Source organism: Pseudomonas sp. BN414 (assembly GCF_029871275.1).
GTDB lineage: Bacteria > Pseudomonadota > Gammaproteobacteria > Pseudomonadales > Pseudomonadaceae > Metapseudomonas > Metapseudomonas resinovorans_C.
In genome coordinates this window covers 48,915-65,473 of record NZ_SSOL01000048.1, presented here as the reverse complement: position 1 = coordinate 65,473, position 16,559 = coordinate 48,915, and the positions used below count along the sequence as shown (strand labels likewise).

The 16,559-nt window shown below is 64.0% G+C and carries 16 protein-coding genes and 2 pseudogenes; 8 read left to right on the top strand and 10 right to left on the bottom strand.

Annotated features, from left to right (window positions below):
- Nucleotides 1–7: 7 nt before the first annotated feature.
- Nucleotides 8–1,519 carry a DUF3300 domain-containing protein gene (locus tag E8E95_RS08965; protein ID WP_280349512.1) on the bottom strand — a complete coding sequence of 504 codons (1,512 nt, stop codon included), beginning with the start codon at nucleotides 1,517–1,519 and terminating at the stop codon, nucleotides 8–10.
- Nucleotides 1,520–1,737: 218 nt separating this feature from the next.
- On the opposite strand from E8E95_RS08965, the gene E8E95_RS08960 reads away from it, so the two are divergent.
- From E8E95_RS08960 to E8E95_RS08945, 4 genes and pseudogenes are all read left to right on the top strand, one after another.
- On the top strand, nucleotides 1,738–3,672 hold the full coding sequence (locus tag E8E95_RS08960) for a copper resistance system multicopper oxidase (RefSeq protein WP_280349511.1): 1,935 nt from the start codon (nucleotides 1,738–1,740) through the stop codon (nucleotides 3,670–3,672).
- 11 nt (nucleotides 3,673–3,683) lie between these two features.
- The gene (locus E8E95_RS08955) at nucleotides 3,684–3,962 is read left to right on the top strand and encodes a hypothetical protein (RefSeq protein ID WP_280349510.1); all 279 of its coding nucleotides are present in this window, start codon (nucleotides 3,684–3,686) and stop codon (nucleotides 3,960–3,962) included.
- The gene (locus tag E8E95_RS08950) at nucleotides 3,952–4,908 is read left to right on the top strand and encodes a copper resistance protein B (RefSeq protein ID WP_280349509.1); all 957 of its coding nucleotides are present in this window, start codon (nucleotides 3,952–3,954) and stop codon (nucleotides 4,906–4,908) included. Before E8E95_RS08955 ends, E8E95_RS08950 begins: the two co-directional genes overlap by 11 nt.
- Nucleotides 4,909–4,918: 10 nt before the next feature.
- Nucleotides 4,919–5,476: pseudogene (locus E8E95_RS08945) on the top strand (cytochrome c); the annotation flags it as partial.
- Between the two features lie 114 nt (nucleotides 5,477–5,590).
- Here the strand turns inward: E8E95_RS08945 and arfB are convergent.
- The 6 genes and pseudogenes from arfB to E8E95_RS08915 form a co-directional block, all read right to left on the bottom strand.
- Complete coding sequence (gene arfB / locus E8E95_RS08940; RefSeq protein WP_280349508.1) at nucleotides 5,591–6,004, bottom strand: alternative ribosome rescue aminoacyl-tRNA hydrolase ArfB; 414 nt, start codon at nucleotides 6,002–6,004, stop codon at nucleotides 5,591–5,593.
- A gap of 150 nt (nucleotides 6,005–6,154) precedes the next feature.
- Complete coding sequence (locus E8E95_RS08935; protein WP_179060883.1) at nucleotides 6,155–7,489, bottom strand: porin; 1,335 nt, start codon at nucleotides 7,487–7,489, stop codon at nucleotides 6,155–6,157.
- 282 nt (nucleotides 7,490–7,771) lie between these two features.
- Nucleotides 7,772–8,005 carry a zf-HC2 domain-containing protein gene (locus E8E95_RS08930; RefSeq protein ID WP_280349507.1) on the bottom strand — a complete coding sequence of 78 codons (234 nt, stop codon included), beginning with the start codon at nucleotides 8,003–8,005 and terminating at the stop codon, nucleotides 7,772–7,774.
- Nucleotides 7,999–8,610, bottom strand: coding sequence for an RNA polymerase sigma factor (locus E8E95_RS08925; protein ID WP_280349506.1), 612 nt, complete (start codon nucleotides 8,608–8,610; stop codon nucleotides 7,999–8,001). Before E8E95_RS08925 ends, E8E95_RS08930 begins: the two co-directional genes overlap by 7 nt.
- Nucleotides 8,610–9,731 carry a beta-ketoacyl-ACP synthase III gene (locus E8E95_RS08920; RefSeq protein WP_280349505.1) on the bottom strand — a complete coding sequence of 374 codons (1,122 nt, stop codon included), beginning with the start codon at nucleotides 9,729–9,731 and terminating at the stop codon, nucleotides 8,610–8,612. Before E8E95_RS08920 ends, E8E95_RS08925 begins: the two co-directional genes overlap by 1 nt.
- A 481-nt stretch (nucleotides 9,732–10,212) precedes the next feature.
- Nucleotides 10,213–11,052, bottom strand: a pseudogene (locus tag E8E95_RS08915) (TonB-dependent receptor); the annotation flags it as partial.
- 198 nt (nucleotides 11,053–11,250) lie between these two features.
- Here E8E95_RS08915 and E8E95_RS08910 point away from each other — a divergent pair.
- On the top strand, nucleotides 11,251–11,685 hold the full coding sequence (locus E8E95_RS08910; RefSeq protein WP_280349504.1) for an HIT family protein: 435 nt from the start codon (nucleotides 11,251–11,253) through the stop codon (nucleotides 11,683–11,685).
- Between the two features lie 63 nt (nucleotides 11,686–11,748).
- On the opposite strand, the gene E8E95_RS08905 is transcribed toward E8E95_RS08910, so the two are convergent.
- Nucleotides 11,749–12,663, bottom strand: coding sequence for a LysR family transcriptional regulator (locus tag E8E95_RS08905; RefSeq protein ID WP_280349503.1), 915 nt, complete (start codon nucleotides 12,661–12,663; stop codon nucleotides 11,749–11,751).
- Between the two features lie 121 nt (nucleotides 12,664–12,784).
- On the opposite strand from E8E95_RS08905, the gene E8E95_RS08900 reads away from it, so the two are divergent.
- Complete coding sequence (locus E8E95_RS08900) at nucleotides 12,785–13,384, top strand: short chain dehydrogenase (protein WP_179060889.1); 600 nt, start codon at nucleotides 12,785–12,787, stop codon at nucleotides 13,382–13,384.
- Between the two features lie 6 nt (nucleotides 13,385–13,390).
- Here the strand turns inward: E8E95_RS08900 and E8E95_RS08895 are convergent, their stop codons facing one another.
- On the bottom strand, nucleotides 13,391–13,786 hold the full coding sequence (locus E8E95_RS08895; RefSeq protein ID WP_280349502.1) for a DUF488 domain-containing protein: 396 nt from the start codon (nucleotides 13,784–13,786) through the stop codon (nucleotides 13,391–13,393).
- 69 nt (nucleotides 13,787–13,855) lie between these two features.
- Here E8E95_RS08895 and E8E95_RS08890 point away from each other — a divergent pair, with 69 nt between their 5' ends.
- Both E8E95_RS08890 and gap read left to right on the top strand, forming a co-directional pair.
- Nucleotides 13,856–14,527 (top strand): hypothetical protein, encoded by a 672-nt coding sequence (locus E8E95_RS08890; protein ID WP_280349501.1) that lies wholly within the window; start codon nucleotides 13,856–13,858, stop codon nucleotides 14,525–14,527.
- 71 nt (nucleotides 14,528–14,598) lie between these two features.
- On the top strand, nucleotides 14,599–15,597 hold the full coding sequence (gap, locus tag E8E95_RS08885; RefSeq protein WP_077527835.1) for a type I glyceraldehyde-3-phosphate dehydrogenase: 999 nt from the start codon (nucleotides 14,599–14,601) through the stop codon (nucleotides 15,595–15,597).
- Here gap and E8E95_RS08880 read toward each other — a convergent pair whose 3' ends face one another.
- Nucleotides 15,598–16,503, bottom strand: a complete 906-nt coding sequence (locus E8E95_RS08880; protein WP_280349500.1) for a DMT family transporter — start codon at nucleotides 16,501–16,503, stop codon at nucleotides 15,598–15,600. It lies immediately after the preceding gene.
- Nucleotides 16,504–16,559 lie beyond the last annotated feature (56 nt).

Genomic DNA, 16,559 nt, shown 5'->3' with positions numbered 1-16,559 from the left:
TCTCCTTTCAGCGCCGACGGCCACCACCGCCACGAGACGGTGAGTGGGCTGGACGTTGCACTTGCCGGCCGGCAGAAGCCCTTTGGGTTTGAGGGCGCGAGGCAGAGGCCCGACTGACCTCACCCCGACTGGTCGCCGCGCGCGACTGGGATGGCTGCCGCGCGCCGGCAAAGGCGTTGTTGCGCGGTGCCTGCTTACGGGCGGCGGTGTGCTGCTGACGGGCCTGCTGCCGCACTTGCTGGTTGTTCTGCGCACGCGGGCGTTGCTGGCGGTTGGCATCACCCGCCTGGCGCTGCTGCCGGGCGCTTTCGGCACGTTGGCGTGCCTGCGGGTCATTGCGCATGTCGCGAGTGGCGGCCTGGGCGCGTTCGCGAGCCTGCTGGTTGGTACGGGCCGGAGCCTCGATGCCGCGTTGCTGCAGGCTCTGGCGGGCTTTCTGGCGCTCCGCGGTGCGGTTGGCGTCATACCCACGCGCCGCCTCGCGCTGCTGGCTGCCATTCAGTCGCAGACCATTCTGCTGACGATTGACATTGTCGCGGTAGGGCACGCCCTGGCGGTTGACCGGGTTGTGGACGAACTTGTTCTGGTTGCGGTTGATCTGCCGGTTGCTGTTGATGTTGTTGTACTTGTTGACGTCGATATCGACATCACCGCCGCCCCAGTCGCAGTCGCCCCAGAGGGAGTTGACGATGCCCACGCCGACGCCAAAGGCCAGACCCGTCGCCAGCCCCGTAGCGATGGGATAGCCGTAGCTGGGCGGTGGTGGATAGTAGGGGGGTGGATAGGACGGGTAGGACCAGCTGCCGTAGACCACGGTCGGGTTGTAGCTGGGGACGTAGACCACTTGCGGGTTCGCAGGCTCGATGACGATGGTCTGGTTGCTGGCTGCCGGCTGCACCACGGTGGTGGTGGAACTGGGTGGCGGAGCCGCCTGCACGGTTACCGTCTGCTGCTCGTTGGATTGCAGGTTGCCGGCGGCCTGGGCCTGGCGGCGCAAGCGCTGGACGGAATCCATCACATCGTTGGGTTGGGCGAGGAAGGCATCGCCCACGCGTTGCACCCAGGCTGGGTCCTGACCGAGGGTGGCAAGCACCTGCGGGAAAGCCACGAGCGACTGGACGCTGGGATCCCACGGTTGGTTGGCCACCTGCTTCACGGCGTCATCGCCCTTGACGTCCGGATGCGCCTTGGACCAGGCGACCGCGTCCGCCACGTTGCCCGGATAGGTGGCAGCCATCAGCACCTGGGCCAGCAACGAGTCCGGGTAGAGCGCTATGGGCGCCATCATCTGGTCGAGCTCTTCAGTCTTGAACACGGCCTGGGGCACGGCCGGCTGGGCAGCGGGAGCGGCTGCTTGCGCCGGCGCGGCTTCGGGCGCTGGTTCGGGCACGGCGGAAACGCCCGCGCTGGGGGTATCGCCACTTTCGCCGGCGGAGATGCCGGCGTCGTTCGCGGCGAAGGCCGGATTGCAGGCCAGCAAGGCCAGCAGAACGGCATTGAAACGGGTGCGGTTGGCCATGTTGCGTCTCCCGCAAACGGGTTGGTTGTCCTTGAACCCGGCAAAGGCCTGCGCCCTACCGCTGCCGTTCGGAAACGATAGACCAGACACGCACGACGGGCCTGGGGAAGCTGACAGAAATGTAATCACCTACCGTTTTCCGATGTGGCAGTTTTGCACTTGAAGCGCGCAACGACGGGTTGCGCGGCGCCTTTTTCGACTGACTGGATTGAAACGGCATGCAGTGCAAAACCTCGCGGCGGACCTTCGTCAAAGGCCTGGCCGCCGGCGGCATACTCGGTGGCCTCGGGCTGTGGAAAACCCCCGTCTGGGCGGTGACCAGCCCGGGCCAACCGACGGTGCTCAGTGGCACCGAGTTCGACCTGTTCATTGGCGAGACGCCGGTGAACCTCACCGGCAAGGCACGCATCGCCAAGACCATCAACGGCACCCTCCCCGGCCCCTTGCTGCGCTGGCGCGAGGGCGACACCGTGACCCTGCGGGTGCGCAATCGCCTGGACGAAGACACGTCCATTCACTGGCACGGCATGATCCTGCCGGCCAACATGGACGGTGTGCCGGGCTTCAGCTTCGCCGGCATCGCGCCGGACGGCATGTACGAATACCGCTTCCAGGTGAAGCAGCACGGCACCTACTGGTACCACAGCCATTCGGGCGCCCAGGAGCAGGTGGGCGTGTACGGCCCCATCGTCATCGAGCCGAAGGTACCCGAGCCGTACCAGTACCAGCGCGACTACGTGGTGATGCTGAGCGACTGGACCGACGAAGATCCGGCGCGCGTGATTGCCAAGCTGAAGAAGCAATCGGACTACTACAACCAGCACAAGCGCACCGTCGGCGACTTCATCGATGACGTCAGCAAGGACGGCTGGGCCGCCGCCATGGCCGACCGCAAGATGTGGGCGGAGATGAAGATGAGCCCCACCGACCTCGCGGACGTCAGTGGCGCCACCTACACCTACCTCCTCAACGGCCAGGCGCCCGACGGCAACTGGACCGGGCTGTTCCAGCCGGGCGAGAAGGTCCGCCTGCGTTTCATCAACGGCTCGGCGATGACCTACTTCGACGTGCGCATTCCCGGCCTGAAAATGACCGTGATCGCCGCTGACGGCCAGCCGGTGGAACCGGTGAGCGTGGATGAGTTCCGCATCGCCGTCGCCGAAACCTACGACGTGCTGGTGGAGCCTGCAGGCGACGAGGCCTATACGATCTTCGCCCAATCCATGGACCGTTCCGGCTATGCCCGCGGCACCCTCGCCGTTCGCCAAGGGCTGAGCGCGCCGGTGCCGCAACCGGACCCGCGCCCGCTGATCAGCATGGCCGACATGGGCATGGACCATGGCGCAATGGGGCATGGCGCCAAGGGCCAGGGCGAGATGGCCGGGATGGATCACAGCCAGATGCCAGGCATGGACCATTCACAGATGGCCGGAATGGATCACTCGACCATGCAGGCCATGGATCACTCGCAGATGGCTGGCATGGATCACTCGACCATGCAGGGTATGGATCACTCGCAGATGGCTGGCATGGACCACTCGACCATGCAGGGTATGGATCACTCGCAGATGGCTGGCACGGACCACTCGACCATGCAGGGCATGGATCACTCGCAAATGGGCGGCCAGATGCAGGCCCACCCCGCGTCCGAAGCCGATAATCCGCTGGTGGACATGCAGACCATGACGCCGACACCGAAACTCTCGGACCCCGGCATCGGCCTGCGCGACAACGGCCGCCGCGTGCTGACTTACGCCGACCTGCGCAGCACCTTCCCCGATCCCGATGGCCGCACGCCCGGCCGCACCCTCGAACTGCACCTGACCGGGCACATGGAGCGTTTCTCCTGGTCCTTCGACGGCATTCCCTTCGCCGATGCCGAACCGCTGTTGCTCAAATACGGCGAGCGCCTGCGCATCACCCTGGTCAACGACACCATGATGACCCACCCCATCCACCTCCACGGCCTGTGGAGCGACCTGGAGGACGAGGAGGGCAACTTCCTGGTGCGCAAGCACACCATTGACATGCCTCCCGGCACCCGGCGCAGTTACCGCGTCACCGCGGATGCCCTGGGCCGCTGGGCCTATCACTGCCACCTGCTGTTCCACATGGACATGGGCATGTTCCGCGAAGTCCGCGTGGACGAATGAAGGAGAGAACCATGAACAGATCGCTGCAGACCCTAACCGCCGCCCTGACCCTTGCACTGCTGGTGCCCACTGCCTGGGCCGGAGAGAACGATCACGCGGCACACCAGAAGGCCGCCGCAGCCGAGAAGCAGGTCGCGCCCCATGACCAGATGAACCACGGCCAGATGGATCACAGCCAGATGCAGGGCATGGACCATAGCCAGATGAAGAACATGGATCACAGCAAGATGGACCACGGCGCCATGCACAAGGACGCCAAGCCCGAAACGGAAAACAGCGATGATCGATAGCCTCAAGCGCCCTACCCTGCTCACCCTGGCGATGGCCGTTGCCGTCGCTGGGGGTGCGCAGGCCGCCGAAACCATGGATCACGGGGCCATGGGTCATGGGCAGATGAATCATGGCCAGATGGATCACGGCACCATGGACCATGGCCAGATGCAGCACGGCCAGATGGACCACGGCGCGATGGATCACAGCCAGATGAACCATGGCGAGCAGCCGGCCAAAACCGACGGATACGGCAGCCGCAGTCCCATTCCCGCACCGACCGCTGCCGACCGCGCAGCGGCCTTTCCAGCGCTGCCGGCCCATACCATGCACGCCGGAGGCATCAACAGCTTCTTCCTGATGGACCAGCTGGAGTACCAGGACGCCGACGACGCCAGCGTGCTGAGCTGGGACGCTTCCGGCTGGATCGGCGGCGACATCAACAGACTGTGGTTCCGCTCGGAGGGCGAACGCGGCAACGGCACCACCGAGGAAGCCGAACTCCAGGCGTTCTATGGCCGCGCCATCAGCCCCTGGTGGGAAGTGGTGACCGGCGTGCGCCAGGACTTCAAGCCGGGTTCGCCGCAAACCTGGGCGGCCTTCGGCGTCCAGGGCATGCCCTTGTACGGTCTGGAAACCAAGGCCACCGCCTACCTCGGCGAGGGCAGCCAGAGCGCCCTGCGCCTGGAGGCCGAGTACGACATCCTGCTGACCAACAGGCTCATCCTGCAGCCCGCGGCGGAGGTGAACTTCTACGGCCGCAATGACCACGAGCGTGGTGTCGGTTCGGGGCTGGGCAATACCGAACTGGGCCTGCGCCTGCGCTATGAGTTCACGCCCCAGTTCGCACCTTATATAGGCGTGAACTGGAATCGGAACTACGGCAACACCGCCGACTTCGCCCGCGAAGAAGGCGACGACAATGACGAAGCCCGCTTCGTCGCCGGTATCCGCTTCTGGTTCTGAGAACCCAACCATGAAAAGAACAATAAAAACCCTGGCCCTCGCCGGCCTGGTGGTAGCCGCCGGCGTGGGCGGTGTGGTCTACAGCGGCGTGGTGAACGTCGCCGCAGACGACCCGCACTACTCTCTCGTGCACAGGTTCCTCACCGCCGCGCGCGAGCGCTCCATCGAAGTTCGGTCACGCGACATCCAGGTTCCCCCGCTGAATGACGCCGGGCTGATACGCGCCGGTGCCGGCAACTACGCCGCCATGTGCGCAGGCTGCCACCTGGCCCCTGGCCTCGCCGCCACCGAGCTGAGCCAGGCCCTCTACCCCGCTCCACCGAACCTGAGCCAACAAGGTGTGGACGGCGACCCCGCAGCCGCCTTCTGGGTGATCAAGCACGGCATCAAGGCCACCGGCATGCCGGCCTGGGGCAAGAGCATGAGCGACGAACACATCTGGGGCATGGTGGCCTTCCTCAAGCGACTACCTGAGCTGGACGCGGATAGCTATCGCCAATTGGTGGACGCCAGCGACGGACACCAGCACGGCGGTGGGGAAAGCCAAGGCCACGGGCATGAGGAGGAAGTTACCCAGGAGGAAGGGCATGGGAATGCAGAAGGGCATGCTCACTAGTCCTGGCTCATCACTGAATGTGTAGGAGATCTAATTTCAAGCTGCCTGGCGGAGCGCAGGCGTGTCCTAGAAATCCACTTTTCCCCTGCCGGCCTTGATCGCCCCGCGCTTGGCCTTGCCTTCCAGCCGGCGCTTCTTCGACCCCAGCGTTGGCTTGGTCGGCCGTCGTGCCTTCTGCACTTTGGTAACGCTGCGGATCAGTTCCGCCAGGCGCTCCAGGGCGTCGGCACGGTTCTGTTCCTGGGTGCGGTACTGCTGGGCCTTGATGATGATCACGCCGTCGCCAGTGATGCGGCTGTCACGCAGTTGCAGCAGACGCTCCTTATAGAAGTCCGGCAGCGATGAAGCATTGATGTCGAAGCGCAGGTGCATGGCGCTGGAGACTTTGTTGACGTTCTGCCCGCCCGCACCCTGGGCACGGATGGCGGTCAGCTCGATTTCGTCGTCAGGCAGGTGGACGCTGTTGGAGATCAGCAGCATGGGCATGTAAACCGGGGGGCAAGGATGCAAAGCATACGTAGGCTACGCAGTGCCTGCCAGGAACGCTTGTCCGTGCCATCCTCGCCGCAGCAATAAAAAAGCCCCGCCAGATGGCGGGGCTCAAGCAAAGGAGCGGAAACCCGTGTCTTCTTAGAACACGTATTGGGCACGGACGACCATGCCGTCGCCGTCGTCGTCGCCCACCGCGTTGGTGGCGTTGTCCACTTTGGACTTGACGTAGTAGCCGCTGATCTTGACGGCTTCGTTGGCGTACCAGTTCAGGCCGACGTTGTGCACCTTGGCTTCGACGTCGTCGATGTTCGCGAAGGCGCCGTTGTCGTCTTCAGCACTGATGTTGTCGTAGCGGTAGAACACTTCCCAGGCGCCGATGCGGTTGTTCGACGGTTTGATCTTGTCGAACTTGCCCAGTTTGTAGTCACGGGATTCGCCGGTCAGGGTGTAGGCAACCTGAACGTAGTAGCCGTCGGCGTCGATGTCTTCGCGGTTGGCAGCCTTGGCTTCGACTTCACGCTTCAGGTATTCGCTCTGGATGGAGAACGGACCGGTGGCGAAGGCGGCTTCCAGGCCCCAGGTGCTGTCGTTGTCGTAGGCGCCGACCGGGGTGTTGTTGGCACCGGCCAGTACCAGGCGGTTACCGTTGTTGCCGGCGTCCTGGCCACCGTCGGTGCTCACACCGCGGATGCCCAGGCGGCTGCGGATACGGCCGTCGAAGGAAGTGTCGGACAGGTCGCGCTGGGCGTAGTTCACGCCGAAGTGCAGGACGTTGCCAGCTTCGTGCAGCGGGGCGAATACGCCGCGAGCGTTGAACTGCTTGACGCTGTCACCGTCCTTGTCGGAGTTGGTGGCGTCGTTGGCCATGATGCCGGCGGAGCCGTACAGGGAAGCGCCGTAGCTGCCGGAAACCTGTACGCCCATGCCGCCGTTGTGGGCGTTGACGTAGTCAGCCAGATCATAGGCAGCGGTACGTTCCTGGGCAGTCACCCACTTGGAGCTGGTGGCTTTTTCCAGGCCGAAGTCGGGGTCGAAGCGGCCCATCTTGATGGCGATGGGCGCGAAGCCGAGGTAGGAGATGGAGGCTTCGTCGAAGTAGCCGTCACCGTTGGAGTCGGTGCCGCTGCCGCCACGGTTGTCGCCGCCGGCGTTGTGGGAGAAGTCGTAGTTGATCTGGTAAGCCCAGTCGGTGAAGGCAATACCACCCAGCTCGAGGAACGCACGGCGGAAGTAGCCAGCGTCAGCGGTGTTGCCGTTCACGGTGTAGAAACCGTCGAAGCGGCTGTAGTCAGCCTGCAGACGGCCGCCGAGCTTGAAGCTGAAAGCCTTGTCGGTGGTGCCGACTTCCAGGCCGCCTTTGGTCTTGATGACGATATCGGCGCCGTCGGTGGTAACGGTACCGGCGAAAGCCTGGGCGGAAATGGCCAGAGCCATGGCGCTGGCGGCAAAACCGGCGAAGTGCTTACGGATCATCGAAGGGTTCCCCTATTGGTCTTTAGCGTTAGAAAACACGAGAGCGTCTGGGCTCATCGGTGCTGGTGGGGAATCTTGGCGGCGGGTTATTTCAGCTCAGTTGCTTATATATAAATATTTTGTGACAACGGAACTTTTTTACTCCGAATTTTCATAAGCACGCAGACGCTCTAGCACGCGGCTTTCAGCCTATTTTGGCGAGCGCGTCGGGCGAAAATGAAATGAAGTTGGCGACTTGCGAATCTGGCGATTCGCGACTACTACGTCGCGGGGAAAGGACGGCTAGAGGGAGTCGCGGCGCTTCTGCGCCAGGTGTGCGGCGAGGTCGTCCACTTCGGCACCCGGGGTTTCCGGCATTAGGCGAACGACAGCCTGGGTCAGCCTCATCTGCTTGATGAAGCGCCGGCAATTGCGGCACAGCATGAGGTGACGGCGCACAGCCATACGCTCACGAAAACTGAGTTCGCCATCGAGCAATTCGCTGGAGCGGGCAACCAGTTCCTTGCACGTCAGCATTGGCCTGTCTCCTCGAAATGTTCCAGGGTGGCGAACAGCTTCAGGCGTCCACGATGCAGCAGCACCCGGACATTGGAGAGCGATATCTCCAGTAAATTACAGATTTCCTCCAACTCCAGCCCTTGGCGCTCACGCAGCAACACCACGCTGCGCTGCATCTCCGACAGGCTGAGCAGGGTCTTCTCCAGGCATTCGCGCAGCTCTTCCCCGGTGAGGAGGGCCTCGGGCGAATCCTCGTGCCAGGCCGGCACGATCGCCGCCCAGTGACCGTCCTCGGCGAAGCGGGCATCACCGATAGTTCCATGGGGGGCGGGCAGGTCGTCGAGCAGCACCTCGCGGCGGTTCTGCTTGAGACGGCTGCGGGCGGTATTGGCGACGATGGTCAGGAGCCAGGTCTTCAGGCTGGAACGCTGCTGAAAACCTTCGAGGTTGCGCACTACGGCGAACCAGGCGTCCTGCACGACCTCGTCGGCATGCCGATGGCCGACGATCGCGTAGGCCACCGCGCGCATGGCGCCTTGGTAGGCGCCGATCAACTCGCGAAACGCCCCCTGTTCCCCGGCCAGGAGGCGGGGAAGCAGGTCGGCGTCGGCCGGTTGACTCATCAGCGCTTGCGCAGGATCACGCTGCCGATGGAGTAGCCGGCACCGAAGGAACTGAGCACACCCAGCGCACCGCTGGGCAGGTCGTCCTGGTGCTTGTGGAAGGCGATCACGGAACCGGCGGAACTGGTGTTGGCGTAGGTGTCGAGGATCACCGGCGCCTCTTGCGGTTCGGCTTCACGACCCAGCAGCTTGCGGGCGATCAGCAGGTTCATGTTGAGGTTGGCCTGGTGCAGCCAGAAGCGCTTCACGTCGGTGACGTTGAGCTTGTTCTCTTCCAGGTGGGCGGCGATCAGTTCGGCCACCATCGGGCAGACATCCTTGAACACCTTGCGGCCTTCCTGGACGAACAGCTTGTCGCGGGCACCCACGCCCTCTTCCGCAGCGCGGTTGAGGAAGCCGAAGTTGTTGCGGATGTTGTTGGAGAACTGGGTCAGCAGCTTGGTACCGACCACGTCGAACTGGTGCTTGGAGGTGGCCTGGTCGGCACGTTCGATGATCACTGCAGTCGCGGCATCACCGAAGATGAAATGGCTGTCGCGGTCACGGAAGTTCAGGTGGCCGGTGCAGATTTCCGGGTTGACCATCAGGATGGCGCGGGCCTGGCCGGTCTGTACCGCGTTGGTGGCAGCCTGGATCCCGAAGGTGGCCGAGGAGCAGGCGACGTTCATGTCATAGCCAAAGCCGTCGATGCCGAGTGCAGCCTGGACTTCGATCGCCACCGCCGGGTAGGCACGCTGCAGATTGGAGCAGGCGACGATCACACCGTCGATGTCCGCCGGGGTCTTGCCCGCGCGTTCCAGGGCCTGCTTGGCAGCGCCCACGGCCATCTCGCAGAGGATGCCCCACTCGTCATTGGTGCGTTCGGGGATGCGCGGCGTCATGCGCTTGGGATCGAGGATGCCGTTCTTGTCCACCACAAAGCGGCTCTTGATGCCGGACGCCTTCTCGATGAAGGCCACGCTGGATTCGGCCAGGGCCTCGATTTCGCCCCGCTCGATTGCGCCAGCGTTCTCGGCGTTGAAGGCCTGCACATAGGCGTTGAAGGACTCCACCAGCTCTTCGTTGGAGATGCTGTTGGACGGGGTATACAGGCCGGTGCCACTGATTACGACGTTGTGCACGGTCGATCCTCTCGATACTGGGCCGCTCACTCGAACGGCCGGTTCAGGCAGTCAGCCGCCGGCCACGCAGGCCGGCAGCGGAAAAATAGTCGTCCCGCCAGGCGGGGTGGAACTGCAAAAACAAGGGTGGAAGCTATTGCGCGAACATCCTTCGCCGCGCCCCGCCGACGCCTTTCGCGCCGTAGGCCAAATCGCCGGAACCCTCTTCGCGGATGCTTCACTTTTTATCCAGATGCGAAGGGTAACGCCAGAAACGACGGCTGGCGACGGGGACTTTCGCCAAAATATCGGGGAAGTGACGCGAACGGATAGTCAGTTTGCGACCTTCAGGTGACAAAGCGTAGTATCGCTCTGCGAAGACAAGTTGAAGCAGAGGATCGCCCCTACAACCCCCCAGGCCGCCAGCTCGCCTTCAGCCGTGGTGCGGAGACAAGCGGTATCGGCGACCGTGGCCACGAATGGACACGGCTGGTTCACGGTTTCAGAAATCCACCGACCCCGACAGCTTGAAGGTGCGGGGTTCCCCCTGGGTCAGGTAGCCGCCGTTGGCTGAGGCCCAGTAGTTCTTGTCGGTGATGTTCTCGACGTTGGCACGGATCGTGAGCTGATTCTCGTAGGCGCGGAAGCTGTAGCGGGCGCCTGCGTCGAAGCGGTTCCAGGACGGGATGCTGAGTTCATTGGCCGGGTCCGCATATTGGCCGCCGGTGCGCAGCATGCGAGCGCTGATCGCCGCGCCGGGTACGCCGAGGATGTCCCAGTCCACCGAGGCGTTGAACTGGAACTCAGGCACACCCACCGCGCGGTTGCCGTCATTCGCGCCGGTCTCGGTGCTCTTCAGCTCGGTGTCCATGTAGGTGGCGCCGGCGATCAGGCGCAGGCCATCCAGCGGCTCGCCATAGATGTTCAGCTCCACACCCTTGTTGACCTGGTCACCGTCACGGGTGAAGACGTTGCCCACCCGCACGCCGTCGGCCGGCTGCTCGATACGGTAGACGCCGAAGCTGGCGCCGAAGCTGTCCATGTCCAGCTTGACCCCGGCCTCGATCTGCTTGGAGCGGTCGGGCGAGAAGACTTCACCCGGATTGACCAGCGTCGGGTCGTTGGGCGCCACCGGGCCGGGGGCCAGGCCTTCGATGCGGTTGGCATAGAGGGAGATGTGTTCCGTGGCCTTGAACACGACGCCATAGACCGGCGTGGTGATGGACTTGTCAGACTTGCTGGTGCGATTGCCGTCGCCTCCGAAATTGCCGCCGTCATAGCTGTACGTTTCCAGCCGAATCGACTGGCGACGCACGCCAAGCGTCAGCAACAGGCGGTCATCGAGCAAGACGAATACGCGTCTCAATCTCTTTCTTACCGTCTAATTACAGGCAGAAGCCGACGAATGGTGAAGGTGGGGACGGCGATTCGAGATCGCCTACAACGCCCGATGTGGCCGATGAGGCGCTTCCGGGGTTTTCCGGCGCCGCGTCGGGCGTTAATGTGCACGGCTCGCAAATCGGCAAATGGAGAGCCTTCGATGAGCCTGCACGGCACCTACGATCCGCAGAACGTTTTCGCCCAGATCATTCGCGGCGAGGCCCCCTGCTACAAACTCTACGAAGACGACGACGTGCTCGCCTTCCTCGATATTTTCCCGCAGTCGTTTGGCCACACCCTGGTGATCCCGAAGCGATCTGCCGCGCGCAACATCCTGGACATCGAAACCGATGCCCTGGCCAAGGTCATGGCCGTTGTGCAACGGCTGACCCACGTGCTGGTGCAGGAGTTGCAACCGGCCGGCGTGCAGGTGGCGCAGTTCAACGGCGCACCGGCGGGCCAGACGGTGTTCCACATTCACATGCACATCGTGCCGCGCTTCGACGGCGAATCGCTGGCTATACACGCCAGCAAGAAGGCCGACCCGAACGAGCTGGAAGCCCTGCAGGCTCGTCTGCTGAAGCACCTGGCCTGACGGCTCCTCCGGGGCGCGACGCGGGATGAACATCGCCGTTCTACCCTTCGTCGTCGCCCTGCCCTACTCCCCCGCCTTGTCCAGTTTCAGCCGACTGCGTTCGAACCAGGCCAGCAGGTAGTCCGCCAGCACCTGGGTGCGTCGCGGCAACCCGCCCTGCCAGGGGTGCACCAGGAAAACCGGGGTCTGACGGGTCTGGTAATCCCGCAGCAACCACACCAGACGGCCATCGGCCAGTTCGTCGTAGATCATGTAGGAAGGCAGTCGCGCGACGCCGGCACCGGAGAGGGCCGCCTTCTTCAGCAGGCTGTAGTGATTGCTCGCCAGCGCACCCGCCACCTTGACCCGCTCCAACCGGTGCTGCCGGTGGTAGAGCCATTCCTCGAAACCGCTGTAGTGGGTGTTGAGCAGGCACTGGTGGCGCGCCAGGTCCGCCGGTTGCTCGGGCTCGCCGTGGGTGCCGAGATAGGCCGGGGTGGCGCAGGTGATTTCCTGCAGGGAGAACAGCGGCCGCGCCACCAGGCGATCATCCATGTCCATGCCCGAGCGGATGGCGAGGTCGAAGCCTTCCGCCACCAGGTCGCGATAACCGTTGTGCAAATCCAGCTCGACGCGGATCTGCGGGTACTGCCGGATGAAGTCCAGCAACAGCGCATCGAAAAAGGTCTCGCCAAGGGACACCGGTACCGTCAGGCGCACGCAGCCGGTCAGCTCCTCCTGCAAGCGCCGCACCGATTGCCTGGCCCGCTCCGCCTGCGCAGCCAGGGCCTTTGCCTCGGGCAGCAAGGCTGCCCCGGCGGCAGTCAGGCCCAATCGTCGCGTGGTGCGATGCAGCAACGAAGCGCCCAATCCTTGTTCCAGCGAGCGGATGCGCTTGGACAACTGCCCCTTGCTGCAGCCCAGCCGCTCGGCTGCAGCGGTGAAGCTACCGGCTTCCATCAGCACCGCGAAGGCGGCCAGGTCGTCCATTTCGCTCATTGATTTGCGGCCCTATTGTTTCCAATCGAAAACCAAAGTTTTCCAATTACATGGATTATCGACAATAGACCGCACTCTACACTGGACCTGTCATTCATTCCCCCACACAGGATTCCAACCCATGAAAATCATCCTCGTCGGTGCCAGCGGCACCATCGGCAAGGCCATCGAACAGGAGCTCAAGGAGCGCCACGAAGTCATCCGCGTCGGTCGCAACAGTGGCGACCTGCAGGCGGACATCACCGACGTCGCGTCGATTCGCAGCCTGTTCGAGAAGGTCGGTTCGTTCGATGCCCTGATCAGCGCCGCCGGCAAGGTGCACTTCGGGGCCCTGGCAGAAATGGGTGAAGCCGAGTTCGCCGTGGGCCTGCAGGACAAGCTGATGGGTCAGGTCAACCTGGTGCTGATCGGCCGCGAATTCGCCAACGACGGCGCCTCGTTCACCCTCACCTCCGGGGTGCTGAGCCACGATCCGATCCGCTACGGCGCATCGGCCAGCATGGTCAACGGCGCCATCGATGCCTTCGTACGCAGCGCCGCCCTGGAGCTACCGCGCGGCATGCGCATCAACAGCGTCAGCCCGACCGTGATCGAGGAAGCGCTGCCGAGCTACGGTCCCTATTTCCGTGGCTACAAGGCAGTATCGGCGGCCGATGCGGCATTGGCCTACGCCAAAAGCGCAGAAGGCGCGCAGACCGGCCAGACCTATCACGTGGGCTGAAGGCCCCTACAGTTCGCCGGCGTAACACACCGGCGAACTGGGCGGACCGCTGCGTTCGAGCTCTTCTTCGAGAAACTCCGCCAGCACCCGGGCATTGTTGTGCGCTTCGTCCTTGGCGGCGTACAGGAGGGTCAGATTTCCCTTGCGCGCCATTTCCAGCAAGCCCTGCCAGTGCTCGGGATGGGCCGCGAGTTCCGCGCGGTACAGCAGGCGGAATTCGTCGAACAGCGCCGGGTCATGGCAGAACTGCTTGCGCAGCTGGTCTGACGGCGCCACCTCCTTCAGCCAGGAGGCCAGGGCCAGTGACTCCTTTCGGATACCACGCGGCCACAGGCGATCCACCAGCACCCGCTGGCCATCATCGGCCTTTGCCGCCTCATAGACTCGCTTGAACTGGATCATCCCTCTCCTCCGCCCTTGAGCCGGGCGCTGTGCACCGGTAACGTGGCCGCTCCCTGAAGGAGACCCACGATGCGCTTCGCCCGCCCCTTGCTGTTCAGCCTCTTGCCCCTCTTCGGCGCCTGCCAGATGTTCGCCGAAAAAGCCCCCGCTCCCGACGCCAACCTGGTGCGTCTGCAGGGTGAGCTGAGCGTAGTCTCTGGGCAGGTGATGTTCAGCCCGTGCGGCGAGAAGCGTCGCTTCGCCCTGGTCGACAGCGGCGCCACCGGGCTATTGCCGGAAGCCGCCAACCTCTCCGCGGATGGTCCCGGCAAGCTGTTCGCCGACATTCGCGCCCGCATGGGCGCAACGAAGTTGCCCGACGCCGATGGCCAGCTGGACCTGAAGACCCTCTACCGCCTGCAGCGCGAAGGGCATGGCTGCGATGACCTCAACTTCAAGCGCCTGCTGCTGCGCGCCAGCGGCCATGAGCCCGACTGGAGTGTCAGCGTCAGTGGCAAGGGCCTGATCCTCGACCGTCCCGGCCAGCCTTCCCTGGCCCTGCCCTACATGGAAGAACAACTGCCCGACGGCCGCTTCAACCTGTCCAGCGAGGCCAATGGCCAGCGCCTGGAACTGTGGGTCGCGCCCCAACGCTGCGTCGACAGCATGAGCGGCGCGGTCCAGCACCTGACCGCCGAGCTGCGCCTGAACGGCAACGTGCAACGTGGCTGTGCCTCCTTCGGTGGTGCCCGCGACAACTGACGACTGGCCGCAATCTCCATCCTCGCCCTTCCCCACTAAGCTTGGGGAAGGATCAAAGGAGGGAGAACACCATGCTGCGTATCGCCCTGAATGGATATGGGCGCATCGGTCGCGCTCTGGTTCGTGCGCTGTTCGAGCGGGGTCTCGACCAGCGCCTGCGTATCGAAGCCATCAATGACCTCGGCGATTTCGAATCGCTGGCCCACCTCACCCGTTTCGACTCGACCTTCGGCCGCTTCCCCGGTCATGTTCACCTGAGCGACGACCGCCTGCAGGTGAACAACCAGACCATCCACCTGCTGCGCGAGCGCGACCCGGTCAACCTGCCCTGGGCGCAGTTGGGCGTGGACCTGGTGCTGGAATGCACCGGCAAGATGAAGAAGCGTGCGCAGGTGGAGCAGCACCTGACCGCCGGGGCACCACGCGTGCTGCTGTCGCATCCCCTCGACACCGCCGACCTCACCGTGGTGTACGGGGTCAATCATGAGCAGCTGGGCAGCCAGCAGATCGTCTCCAACGCGTCCTGCACCACCAACTGCCTGGCGCCGCTGGCCATGTTGCTGCACCGCGAAGTCGGTATCCGCAGCGGCCTGGTGACCACGGTGCACGCGTACACCAACGACCAGCACCTGCTGGACAAGAGCCACAGTGATCCCTATCGGGCCCGCGCCGCTGCCGTCTCGATGATTCCCACCAGCACTGGCGCGGCCAAGGCCATCGGGCTGGTACTGCCGGAACTGGCCGGCCGTCTGGATGGCATGGCGATACGGGTGCCAACGCCGAACGTGTCATTGCTGGATTTCTCGTTCATCGCCGAACGCCCGACCAGCCGCGAGGCGCTCAACGCGGCCCTCGAAGCCGGGGTGACAGCCTTGCCGCCAGGGGTCATGGAGTGCAACGCATTGCCGCTGGTATCCAGCGACTTCAATGGCTATCCGGTTTCCTGCGTGGTCGACCTCAATCACACCCGCGTGCAAGGGGAGCTGGTGAAAGTGCTGGCCTGGTACGACAACGAATGGGCCTTTGCCAACCGGATGCTGGATGTGGTCCTGGCCTGGCTGAACCCTTGATCAATCCAGGACCCCTGCCGGCGCCGGCGATGCGCTTTGCCATTGGCTCAGCGCCACGCCGACGAACACCAGGCCGGCGGCGAGCAGTTGCACCCCTGTCAGCCGCTCACCCAGGAAGCCCCAGGCGAATACCAGGGTGAACACGGGAATCAGGTTGATGAAGCCGGTGGCCTGGCTCGCCGGCATCCGCGAGACGCCGAAGTTGTAGAGGCCGTAGGCGCCCACCGTGACCACAGTGCCGAGGTAGATCATGGCGCCGATGCCCAGCGGGCTGACGGACTCCGGCAAGGGCGAAGTGACCCAGGCCAGGGGCAGGAAGAACAGGCTGCCGATGAAGGCCTGCATGGCGGTCAGGAAAAAGGCCGAGTAGCGCGATGACAGATGCTTGAGCAACAGCGTGTAGCCGGTGGCGCAGAGCATGGCGAGGAACTCGTAGAAATTGCCCAGCAGCGGCTGCGGCGCATGGCTGTCCGAGTCGCTGGCCAGGCTCAGCCAGACAGCGCCGACCACGGCGAGGAAGAAGCCGGCCAGCGTGCCGCGAGTGATCCGTTCATGCAGCAGAGCGTAGGCACCCACCGCCACCAGCAACGGCAGTAGCGCGGTGATCATGCCGGCCTGGGAGGCACTGGTGTGCTGCAGCGCCAGGGCTTCGAAGATGAAGTAGAGGCAGGGTTCGCAAGCGGCCAGGCCCAGCAGGTATTTCCAGTCTCCAGGCTGGTAGTCGAGGTTGCCCCGCCAACGCCAGCCGGCCAGGAAGATCAGGCTGCCCAGGGCCATACGCGCGAAGATCACCCAATGTGGGGCGACTTCCTGGAAGGCCAGCTTGAGGGCGATGAAGGAGCTGCCCCAGAGCGCCATGGCCAGCACCAGGCAGGCCACCGCCACCAGTCGACCTTGCTGCGCCATGTTCACCTCCGGGAGAAAACCGCCAGTCTACGAGGCCGTCCATGGGGCCAGACAGG

Bases quoted from the DNA above. Each gene is read 5' to 3' on its own strand.
- E8E95_RS08965 (WP_280349512.1), bottom strand. From the start codon at position 1,519: ATGGCCAACCGCACCCGTTTCAATGCCGTTCTGCTGGCCTTGCTGGCC.
- E8E95_RS08960 (WP_280349511.1), top strand. From the start codon at position 1,738: ATGCAGTGCAAAACCTCGCGGCGGACCTTCGTCAAAGGCCTGGCCGCC.
- E8E95_RS08955 (WP_280349510.1), top strand. From the start codon at position 3,684: ATGAACAGATCGCTGCAGACCCTAACCGCCGCCCTGACCCTTGCACTG.
- E8E95_RS08950 (WP_280349509.1), top strand. From the start codon at position 3,952: ATGATCGATAGCCTCAAGCGCCCTACCCTGCTCACCCTGGCGATGGCC.
- arfB (WP_280349508.1), bottom strand. From the start codon at position 6,004: ATGCTGCTGATCTCCAACAGCGTCCACCTGCCTGACGACGAAATCGAG.
- E8E95_RS08935 (WP_179060883.1), bottom strand. From the start codon at position 7,489: ATGATCCGTAAGCACTTCGCCGGTTTTGCCGCCAGCGCCATGGCTCTG.
- E8E95_RS08930 (WP_280349507.1), bottom strand. From the start codon at position 8,005: ATGCTGACGTGCAAGGAACTGGTTGCCCGCTCCAGCGAATTGCTCGAT.
- E8E95_RS08925 (WP_280349506.1), bottom strand. From the start codon at position 8,610: ATGAGTCAACCGGCCGACGCCGACCTGCTTCCCCGCCTCCTGGCCGGG.
- E8E95_RS08910 (WP_280349504.1), top strand. From the start codon at position 11,251: ATGAGCCTGCACGGCACCTACGATCCGCAGAACGTTTTCGCCCAGATC.
- E8E95_RS08905 (WP_280349503.1), bottom strand. From the start codon at position 12,663: ATGAGCGAAATGGACGACCTGGCCGCCTTCGCGGTGCTGATGGAAGCC.
- E8E95_RS08900 (WP_179060889.1), top strand. From the start codon at position 12,785: ATGAAAATCATCCTCGTCGGTGCCAGCGGCACCATCGGCAAGGCCATC.
- E8E95_RS08895 (WP_280349502.1), bottom strand. From the start codon at position 13,786: ATGATCCAGTTCAAGCGAGTCTATGAGGCGGCAAAGGCCGATGATGGC.
- E8E95_RS08890 (WP_280349501.1), top strand. From the start codon at position 13,856: ATGCGCTTCGCCCGCCCCTTGCTGTTCAGCCTCTTGCCCCTCTTCGGC.
- gap (WP_077527835.1), top strand. From the start codon at position 14,599: ATGCTGCGTATCGCCCTGAATGGATATGGGCGCATCGGTCGCGCTCTG.
- E8E95_RS08880 (WP_280349500.1), bottom strand. From the start codon at position 16,503: ATGGCGCAGCAAGGTCGACTGGTGGCGGTGGCCTGCCTGGTGCTGGCC.